Origin of the sequence: Arthrobacter sp. B1805 (genome assembly GCF_002929745.1) — a bacterium.
Taxonomy (GTDB): domain Bacteria; phylum Actinomycetota; class Actinomycetes; order Actinomycetales; family Micrococcaceae; genus Arthrobacter_D.
Window position 1 is genome coordinate 215,138 of record NZ_PJIQ01000007.1, and the last position, 9,411, is coordinate 224,548.

Below are 9,411 nucleotides of genomic sequence, written 5' to 3' on the forward strand. Positions count from 1 at the left end.
TCGTCCTACAGGACGTCGGTGTCCCCACTTGCCCTCAGCCGCTCGACGGCGGTCTTGACCTCCTGGGCGTGTTCCTTCGTCGTCACGAGCAGCGCGTCCGGAGTGTCCACGATGACGACGTCGTCGATCCCGATCAGCGCGATGACGCGCTTGGTGTCCGAGACGACGATCCCGGAGGCGTTCTCGGAGAAGACGCGCGCGCCCTCCCCCATCACGGTGAGCTCGCTGTTCTCCTCGGCAGGGTTCAGGCGGCCGATCGCGGCGAAGTCACCGACGTCGTCCCAGCTGAACTCACCCGGGATCATCGCGACGTCACCTGCGGCGGCGGCGGGTTCCGCGACGGCATAGTCGATGGCGATCTTGGGCAGCGTGGGCCACACCCGGCGGGCGACCTCGACGCGGCGCGGGGTGTCCCATGCCTCGGCGATCTCCATGAGTCCCGCATAGAGCTCGGGCTCGTTGGCCGAGAGGTGCTTCAGCATGAGGTCGACGGGCGCCACGAACATGCCTGCGTTCCACGAGTAGTTGCCGCTCCCGATGTAGCCGTCGGCGACCTCCTGCGAGGGCTTCTCGACGAACTCGATCACGGCACGGGCACTGGGAGCCCCCGCGGCGGCGAGGGTGTCACCGGCGCGGATGTAGCCGAACCCGGTGGACGCGTGCGTGGGCTTGATGCCGATGGTCACGATGTAGCCGCGGGCGGCGGTGTGGATGGCCTCCCGGACCGCGGCCTGGAAGACCTCCACCGGCGCGATCACCTGATCGGCCGCGAAGGACCCCATGATGATGTTCGGGTCGCGCTGGTGCAGGATCGCGGCTGCCAGGCCGATCGCCGCCCCCGAATCCTTCGGCTCCGACTCGAGCACCAGGTTCATGTCCTCGATCTCCGGGAGCTGCTCGAGGACCGCCCGCCGGTGCACCACGCCCGTCACCACCATGGTGCGGCCGTCGCAGAGCGGGCGGAGCCGGTCGTAGGTCGCACGGATCAGTGTGCTGCCGGAACCGGTCAGGTCGTGGAGGAACTTCGGGGCCGCAGCCCGGGAGAGCGGCCACAGGCGCGTGCCGGTGCCGCCCGCGGGTATGACGCCGTGGAAGCGATCCATCACATTGTCATTGTCAGGGGTGTGGGCAGCCGCCCTCTCGGTACTCATCCGTTCCACGGTAACCGACGCATCGCGGTGAGCGGCGTTCCACCGGGCCGAAGCCGCACGGTGCACCGCTGACACCTGCCGCCACCGGTGTTAACAAGGTCACAGGTGAGGCGCCCCTAAATTGAACGGGAAGTGTCACCGGCCTACATTATTCTTATCTGAAGAGTGCTGTCGCACCGGCGTAATCCCTGCGTATAACGCGCTAACGCCCATGCGATGCAGGGAGGTAATTTCAATGCCGAAGACACTGACACCAGCAGGCACCCTCTACCGTGGCCGGGAAGGCCAATGGTCCTGGGTGGCCCATCGCATCACCGGGGTAGTGATTTTCTTCTTCCTCCTCGTCCACGTCCTGGACACATCCCTCGTACGCGTTTCGCCCGAAGCCTACGACGCCGTCATCGCCTCGTACAAGAACCCGATCATGGGGCTCGGAGAACTCGGCCTCGTCGCTGCGATCGTGTTCCACGCCTTCAACGGGATCCGACTGATACTCGTGGATTTCTGGAAGAAGGGCCCCAAGTACCACCGCCAGATGCTCTGGAGCGTCGTAGGCCTCTGGGCGGTCGTCATGATCGCTTTCTCGATCCGCCATCTCTCGCACGTCTTCGGAGGTTAGTACGCCATGGCTACGCCAACCATTGATAGCCCCCGCTCGGGGCGCGTGAGCCCGGGCTACTCGCGCACATCCAGCTCGCGCGGCAATTTCGAGATGATCGCGTGGCTGTTCATGCGTCTCTCGGGTGCCATCCTCGTCGTGCTGATCTTCGTGCATCTGTACATCAACCTGGTTGCCGGTGACGGCATCACCGGGATCGACTTCGGATTCGTCGCGGGCAAGTGGGCCGACCCCTTCTGGCAGGTATGGGACCTGACGCTGCTGTGGCTGTCCATGCTGCACGGCACGAACGGCATCCGCGTGATCATCAACGACTACGCCGACAAGAACAGCACTCGTATGTGGCTCAAGGGAGTCCTGTACACGGCGACCGTCGTGATCGTGGTGCTCGGCACCCTGGTGATCTTCACCTTCGATCCCTGCCCCGTGATCGACGGAGTCGCGCACGTAGCGGACTACTGCCCCGCCCCGTAACCCCTGCCCCACCTCGGCACTATCCGCATGACCGTCCGCCCTCTGGGGCGCCGTCGTGCAGTCTCAACGGTTTCAACAGAAAGAGCGACCAGCATGCAGGTCCACAAGTACGACGTCGTCATCGTCGGCGCCGGTGGCGCGGGAATGCGCGCCGCCATCGAATCGGGACAGCGCGCCCGCACCGCCGTCCTGACGAAGCTCTACCCCACCCGATCCCACACGGGTGCGGCGCAGGGCGGCATGTGCGCGGCACTCGCCAACGTCGAGGAGGACAACTGGGAGTGGCACACCTTCGACACGGTCAAGGGTGGTGACTACCTCGTCGACCAGGACGCCGCCGAGGTCATGGCGAAGGAGGCCATCGAGGCCGTCCTCGATCTCGAGAAGATGGGGCTGCCGTTCAACCGCACGCCCGAGGGACGCATCGACCAGCGGCGCTTCGGTGGCCACACCCGCGACCACGGCAAGGCGCCCGTCCGCCGCTCCTGCTATGCCGCGGACCGCACAGGACACATGATCCTGCAGACCCTGTATCAGAACTGCGTCAAGCACAACGTCGAGTTCTACAACGAGTACTACGTGCTCGACCTGCTGATGGTGGACCAGGAAGTCACGGTCGACGGCGTGACCCACGTCCAGAAGCGCGTCGCCGGCGTGGTCTCGTACGACCTGGCCTCGGGTGAGCTGCACGTCTTCCAGGCCAAGTCCGTCGTCTTCGCCTCGGGTGGCGTGGGCAAGGTCTACAAGACCACGTCGAACGCCCACACCCTCACGGGTGACGGCATGGGCATCGCCTTCCGCCGCGGCATCCCCCTCGAGGACATGGAGTTCTTCCAGTTCCACCCGACCGGCCTCGCCGGACTGGGCATCCTCCTCTCCGAAGCCGCTCGCGGTGAAGGAGCGATCCTTCGCAACTCCGAGGGTGAGCGCTTCATGGAGCGGTACGCCCCCACCATCAAGGACCTCGCCCCCCGTGACATCGTTGCGCGCTCCATGGCGAACGAGGTCCGTGAGGGCCGTGGTGCCGGGCCGAACAAGGACTACGTCCTGCTCGACCTGACCCACCTCGAGCCGGCCCACATCGACGCTAAGCTCCCCGACATCACCGAGTTCGCGCGGACGTACCTCGGCGTCGAGCCCTACACGGAGCCCGTGCCGGTCTTCCCGACGGCCCACTACGCGATGGGTGGCATCCCGACCAACATCAAGGCCGAGGTGCTGTCGGACAACGACACCGTGGTTCCCGGTCTGTATGCGGCCGGCGAGGTCGCCTGCGTCTCCGTGCACGGGTCCAACCGTCTCGGGACCAACTCGCTCCTCGACATCAACGTCTTCGGCAAGCGGGCAGGCCTCGCTGCAGCGGAGTACGCCCTGACAGCAGATTTCGTGGAGATCCCCGAGAACCCGACGACCGAGACCGAAGAGCTCCTCAACCGGGCCCGCAGCTCGGAAGGCGGGGAGCGCGTCGCGCAGATCCGGAAGGAACTGCAGGACGTCATGGACGCGAATGTCCAGGTATTCCGTACGGAGCAGACGCTGCTCGAGGCGCTGCGCGTAATCGATACGCTGGAAGAGCGCTACACGCGCATCACGGTGCAGGACAAGGGCAAGCGGTTCAACCTCGACCTGCTCGAGGCCGTGGAGCTCGGATTCCTCCTCGACATGGCGAAGGTCATGACCGCGGCGGCCCTGCACCGGAAGGAATCACGCGGTGGACACTTCCGCGAGGATTACCCCGAGCGTGATGACGAGAATTTCATGACCCATTCCATGGCCTACAAGGATCCGAGCGCCACCGAGACAAGCGGCGTCCGCCTTGAGACCAAACCGGTGATCTTCACCCGATACCAGCCCATGGAGCGTAAGTACTGATGAGCACTGAAACCGTAGAGAAAGAGCCGGCGTCGAAGATCGATCTCGGTCCGGAGGTCGCGGGCGGGGAGATCCCCACGTTCGACATCACCCTCAAGGTCCGCCGCTACAACCCCGAGGTGTCCGACGAGGCACACTGGGACGAATGGCAGCTGACCATGTACGGCACGGACCGTGTGCTGGACGCCCTGCACAAGGTGAAGTGGGAGCACGACGGCTCCGTGTCCTTCCGCCGCTCCTGCGCCCACGGAGTCTGCGGCTCCGACGCGATGCGGATCAACGGCCGCAACCGGCTTGCCTGCAAGACCCTGCTGAAGGACCTCGACACGTCCAAGCCGATCCTCGTGGAGCCCATCAAGGGCCTGCCCGTGGAGAAGGACCTGATCGTGGACATGGAACCGTTCTTCCAGTCCTACCGCGAGATCATGCCGTTCCTGATCACCAAGGGCCACGAGCCGACGAAGGAGCGCCTGCAGTCCGCCGAGGAACGCGATCGCTACGACGACACCACCAAGTGCATCCTGTGCGCGGCGTGCACGTCGTCGTGCCCTGTGTTCTGGACCGACGGCCAGTACTTCGGGCCGGCCGCGATCGTCAACGCGCACCGATTCATCTTCGACTCGCGTGACGACGCCGGCGACATGCGCCTGGAGATCCTGAACGACAAGGAGGGCGTCTGGCGCTGCCGGACCACCTTCAACTGCTCGGAAGCCTGCCCCCGCGGCATCCAGGTCACCAAGGCCATCTCCGAGGTCAAGCAGGCGATCCTGACCCGCAAGGTCTGATCCCGCACAAGGCAACCGGCGTTGTCCAGTGCCAAGGGAAGGGCGGTCCGCACCAGCGGGCCGCCCTTCCTCGTTCCTCCCGCCCTGCAGATCGTCCATGTCGCCACCACGGGTGGCGCTCAAGACAGCAGTGCGGGCGGGTCAGGCGGGAGGGTTCGCGGTGCCGGGCTTCCGGCGGCGTCGCTGGCGCAGGCTGCCGCCCTTTGCCTCATGGTCGCGCTCGGCCCGGACGGCGGCGTCCGCCGACCCGATGGCGCACCAGGCCGTGGCCAGCAGATAGACCTGACTAAGCAGGAAGAACCAGATGAACAGGGCGAGGATCACGGCGAAGGACAGCAGGAGCGGGTTGTTGCCGAAACTGCCGAGGATCTGGGCCGAGAAGGTGCGCAGCAGGGTGGTTCCGAGTCCCGCGATGACCGCCCCCTGCAGCAGGACGGAGCGCGGCATATCGATGGCCGAGGCGGAGTGGAACAGGACCACCGCCACGAGGATGTCGAGCAGGATCATGACGGCCAGACCTGCTCCCTGCGTCAGGACCTGACTCATGGAGGTCAGGTGGAGGACCGCGAGGAGTGCGCCGAGGGTGTTGGTGGCGACCACTCCGAGCCCCGTGGTCACGATCATGATGACTCCGAGCAGCGCGAGGGTACCGAGATCCTTCAGCCAGAGCACCACCGGATGGATCGCTACGGGGTGCAGTGCGAAGATGCCGCGCATCGCCTGCCGAATCCCGCCGATCCAGGCGAGAGAGGTCACGAGCATGACCGCGGAGGAGACCACGATCGCCCAGCCCAAGCCGCTGGTGGCCTCGAAAAGGCGGTCGGACGTCACCAGCCCGCCTTCGCCGTCGGCCATGTCGATCAGTCCGGGCACCCCTCGGTCGAGTGCGGCCACCGAGATCTCACGGAGGTCCTCATCGCCGGCGATGATCATGCCGAGAGCGGCGAACGCGACGACGAGCAGCGCCGCGATCGCGAAGAACAGGCGGTAGGCGAGCCCGGCCGCCATCAGAGGGCCGCGCCGTTCGACGTACAGCAGGAACACCCGCACCGGTCGCAAGGTGTAGAACCGGCACAGGGCCAGATCCAGCCGCGCCAGCAGGAGCTCCGTGCCGCCGCTCCCGGTCCGGGCCAGCCGACCTACCCGGACCTGCGCGTCGATGACTCTCCGCTGCAGGTCAGGCAGGTTCGCCGGGGACGGCTGCTCAACCTGTGGCGGCCTCGGGACCGTCAGCGACCTGGCCAAAGTGCAGCTCCTCCCTCAGTTTCCACAGTCCCGACGGCACGTGTTCGTACAGCCCCATGGAGCGAACCTCGAACGAGGCCTCGAACTCGTCGAGTTCCTCGACGGCCGCATCCATGCCCGCTTCCGAAACATCGTGCGCCACGGTGACATGGGGATGGAAGGGATATTCGAGCTCGCGTTCGAGTGGTCCGGCCTGGAGCTTCGAGTGCAGGTCCACGCACTCCTCGAACCCATCGACGAGTTTGAGGAACACGACGGGCGACACCGGCCGGAAGGATCCCGTACTCCGCAGCCGCACGAGGAAGGGTTTTTGCTCGCGCGCCACGTCACGCACGTGCTCGACGGTGGCATCCCAGTCCGAGGCGGGCGTCGTCGTGATGAGGGTGATGTGAGGCGGCACCACGGCAGCCATCGGATCTCCGAAGGACGCGCGCCACGACTCCAGGGAGCTTGCAAGTGGCTCGGGAATCGGGATCGTGATCCCCACGCAGCAACCGTCCAGGTTGGAGGCGGACATGGCTGTCCGGGTTCCGCTGGTCCGACCGGTGGGCGCGCACATGGATCAGAGGACCCCGGCGGCCGGGAGGAAACCCACGCGGGCGTAGACATCGGCCAGGGTAGGAGCCGCTACGTTGCGCGCTTTGGCTGCGCCCTTGGCCAGCAGCCGATCGAGTTCGGCCGGGTCTGCCAGCAGTTCCTCGGCCCGGGTCCGGATCGGCGTCAGCGCATCCACGACGACCTCGGCGAGGTCCACCTTGAGGTGCCCGTACATGCGGCCCTCGTACTCCGCTTCGAGCTCTGCGATGCCTCTGCCCGACAGCGCCGAGTAGATCGCGAGCAGGTTCGAGATTCCCGGCTTCTCCGCGGTGTCGAACCGGATCTCGGTTCCGGCATCGGTGACGGCGGAACGGATGCGCTTGGACGTCACCTTGGGATCGTCGAGCAGGTTGATCAGACCGGCAGCGGAGGCCGCAGATTTGGACATCTTCGCCGTCGGATTCTGCAGGTCGTAGATCTTTGCCGACTCCTTCTGGATGAAGGGCTTCGGCAGGACGAAGGTCTCGCCGAAACGGGAGTTGAAGCGCTGCGCCAGATCCCGGCTCAGTTCCACGTGCTGCCGCTGGTCCTCGCCGACCGGTACGCCGTCGGGCTGGTAGAGCAGGATGTCCGCGGCCTGGAGGATCGGGTAGGTGAACAGACCCACGCTGGCAGAATCCGTCCCCTGCTTCGACGCCTTGTCCTTGAACTGCGTCATCCGGGAGGCCTCGCCGAAACCGGTGAAGCAGTTGAGCACCCACGCGAGTTGCGCATGCTCGGGCACGTGGGACTGCACGAAGAGCGTTGCCTTGTCCGGGTCGACGCCGCCGGCGATGTACTGCGCCGCCGTGATCCGGGTACGGTGCGCCAGTTCCTGCGGGTCCTGCGGCACGGTGATGGCGTGCAGGTCCGGGATGAAGAAGACGGCGTCGTATGTCTCCTGCAGGCGTACCCAGTGGACGAGTGCGCCGAGGTAGTTGCCGAGGTGGAGGGAGCCGGCGGACGGCTGCATACCGGACAGGATGCGCTGGCGCCGGTCGGTGCCCGGCACAGTGGCAGGGTCGGTGGTCAGGGTTGTCATGGGGTCTGTCCTGGATCCTGGAGCTGGTAGTCGACGACGAGCGGTGCGTGATCCGAGAACCTGGTGTCCCAGCTCGGCGCCCTGTCGACGTCGGCGGTCACTGCACTCTTCGCGAGCGCCTGCGTCGCCATCTGGTAGTCGATACGCCAGCCGGTGTCGTTGTCGAAGGCCTTCCCCCGCCACGACCACCACGTGTAGGGGCCATCGACGTCGCCAGCCAGCAGCCTCGCCACGTCGACGAAACCGCACTCCTCCGAGAAGAAGCGGTCGAAGTAGGCGCGCTCCTCGGGCAGGAAGCCGGCGTTCTTGACGTTGCCCTTCCAGTTCCTGATGTCGTGCTCGGTATGGCCGACATTGAGATCGCCCATCACCACCGCATGATCGGCACCGTCCCTGAGCTGTGGCAGGCGCGTGACCATCGCATCGAGGAAGCGGTACTTGTCATCCTGCTTCTGCGTGCCGACCTCACCCGAGTGCACGTACGCGCTCGCGACGGTGAGGGTCGCGCCGTCGACCGCGAAGTCCGCCTCGACCCATCGACCGGCGGTGTCGAAGTAGCTGTCTCCGATGGTGGTCCTCGTGGCCGTCGGCTCCTGGCGGGAGGCGATCGCTACGCCCGCCCTGCCCTTGGCCTCCGCCTCGGTGTGGAGGATGTGCCAGTCGTCGCCGAGCAGGCTGCGGACCACCGCATCAGGGGCCCGGACTTCCTGCAGGCAGAGGATGTCGACGTCGCGTCCATCGAGCCATTCCTGCATACCGCGCTTGTACGCGGCGCGGATTCCGTTAACGTTGACGGATGCGATGCGCAGGGATTTCTGCGGAGGATTCGATGCCGGACTCACTCGATCCACCTTACCCCGCAGGGTTTTCTGATTCATCCCGGGAGCAGGCTCCTCAGTCGACGACAGTGCCCTCGACGGGGCCTTCGCTGGAGCCCTTCATCATGGAGCGGGCGTTGTGGGACGTAATCTCGATCGTCTCGAGCGCGCGCTCCACCATCCCCTCGTCCTTGCCGAGGTAGTCACGCACGACGCCGACCTGCACCTGGACGATCTTGAAGCTGTGGTCGAGCTTCAGGTCACGTGCGCGGTCGACGGCCACGGGGGCTGACGACTGCCCGGACCCGCCAGGACCCGCATGCCCCTGCAGGCGAGCCGCGGCCTTCCGCGCGGCCGATCGAAGGCTGAACACCACGAAAGCGAAGATCAGGAGCCACCCGAGGGAGATAATCACCACCAGCCATCCGACGACGTCGTTCTGGTTCGCCGCGAAGACGACGGCAACCAGGAACACGACCAGCATGACGGCCATCCCGGCACTGCCCATGCGCATGCTCACACCCCGGCCCGCGGGCCGCCCATTACTCCCTAGTGACTGCATTCCTCCATTCTCCCGCATCACCAGATGCCGTCCTGTTCCTTCCACCGCGGGCGAACTGTCAGCCTTTTCGAAGTTTCTGCACATCTCGACCCATCCGTGATCGGGGTCACCCCGAAGTACAGTCATGCGCGCCCCACGGTGCGCTTCATTCGCACAATGGAGGAATTTCCGATGAACAAGAAGATGCGTTTCCTCGCAGTACCCGCCCTCGCCATCAGCGCCGTTGCTATGGCAGGCTCCCCCGCTATGGCAGGCCATGACGGTACC

General features: G+C 65.7%; 10 protein-coding genes. 4 read left to right on the forward strand and 6 right to left on the reverse strand.

The genetic code is table 11. The features are described from left to right. Positions 1-5 precede the first annotated feature (5 nt). Entirely contained in the window at positions 6-1,151 is a 1,146-nt protein-coding gene (locus CXQ96_RS10185) for a mannose-1-phosphate guanylyltransferase (protein WP_104117913.1), read from the reverse strand. 235 nt (positions 1,152-1,386) lie between these two features. On the opposite strand from CXQ96_RS10185, the gene sdhC reads away from it, so the two are divergent. From sdhC to CXQ96_RS10205, 4 genes are all read left to right on the forward strand, one after another. Beyond that, the gene (gene sdhC, locus CXQ96_RS10190) at positions 1,387-1,770 is read left to right on the forward strand and encodes a succinate dehydrogenase, cytochrome b556 subunit (RefSeq protein WP_104117914.1); all 384 of its coding nucleotides are present in this window, start codon (positions 1,387-1,389) and stop codon (positions 1,768-1,770) included. 6 nt (positions 1,771-1,776) lie between these two features. After that, positions 1,777-2,244 carry a succinate dehydrogenase hydrophobic membrane anchor subunit gene (locus CXQ96_RS10195; protein ID WP_104117915.1) on the forward strand — a complete coding sequence of 156 codons (468 nt, stop codon included), beginning with the start codon at positions 1,777-1,779 and terminating at the stop codon, positions 2,242-2,244. Between the two features lie 93 nt (positions 2,245-2,337). Then, entirely contained in the window at positions 2,338-4,116 is a 1,779-nt protein-coding gene (sdhA, locus tag CXQ96_RS10200) for a succinate dehydrogenase flavoprotein subunit (protein WP_104117916.1), read from the forward strand. Beyond that, positions 4,116-4,901, forward strand: coding sequence for a succinate dehydrogenase iron-sulfur subunit (locus CXQ96_RS10205; protein WP_104117917.1), 786 nt, complete (start codon positions 4,116-4,118; stop codon positions 4,899-4,901). The genes sdhA and CXQ96_RS10205 overlap by 1 nt, the downstream gene beginning before the upstream one ends. Before the next feature lie 141 nt (positions 4,902-5,042). Here the strand turns inward: CXQ96_RS10205 and CXQ96_RS10210 are convergent, their stop codons facing one another. The 5 genes from CXQ96_RS10210 to CXQ96_RS10230 form a co-directional block, all read right to left on the reverse strand. Then, positions 5,043-6,146 carry a YihY/virulence factor BrkB family protein gene (locus CXQ96_RS10210; protein WP_104117918.1) on the reverse strand — a complete coding sequence of 368 codons (1,104 nt, stop codon included), beginning with the start codon at positions 6,144-6,146 and terminating at the stop codon, positions 5,043-5,045. Continuing rightward, on the reverse strand, positions 6,106-6,633 hold the full coding sequence (locus CXQ96_RS10215) for a 2'-5' RNA ligase family protein (protein ID WP_308662746.1): 528 nt from the start codon (positions 6,631-6,633) through the stop codon (positions 6,106-6,108). The genes CXQ96_RS10210 and CXQ96_RS10215 overlap by 41 nt, the downstream gene beginning before the upstream one ends. Before the next feature lie 75 nt (positions 6,634-6,708). Next, positions 6,709-7,764, reverse strand: coding sequence for a tryptophan--tRNA ligase (gene trpS / locus CXQ96_RS10220; RefSeq protein WP_104117920.1), 1,056 nt, complete (start codon positions 7,762-7,764; stop codon positions 6,709-6,711). Next, the gene (locus CXQ96_RS10225; RefSeq protein WP_104117921.1) at positions 7,761-8,642 is read right to left on the reverse strand and encodes an exodeoxyribonuclease III; all 882 of its coding nucleotides are present in this window, start codon (positions 8,640-8,642) and stop codon (positions 7,761-7,763) included. The genes trpS and CXQ96_RS10225 overlap by 4 nt, the downstream gene beginning before the upstream one ends. A gap of 16 nt (positions 8,643-8,658) precedes the next feature. Continuing rightward, positions 8,659-9,144, reverse strand: coding sequence for a hypothetical protein (locus tag CXQ96_RS10230; protein WP_104117922.1), 486 nt, complete (start codon positions 9,142-9,144; stop codon positions 8,659-8,661). Positions 9,145-9,411: the final 267 nt, after the last annotated feature.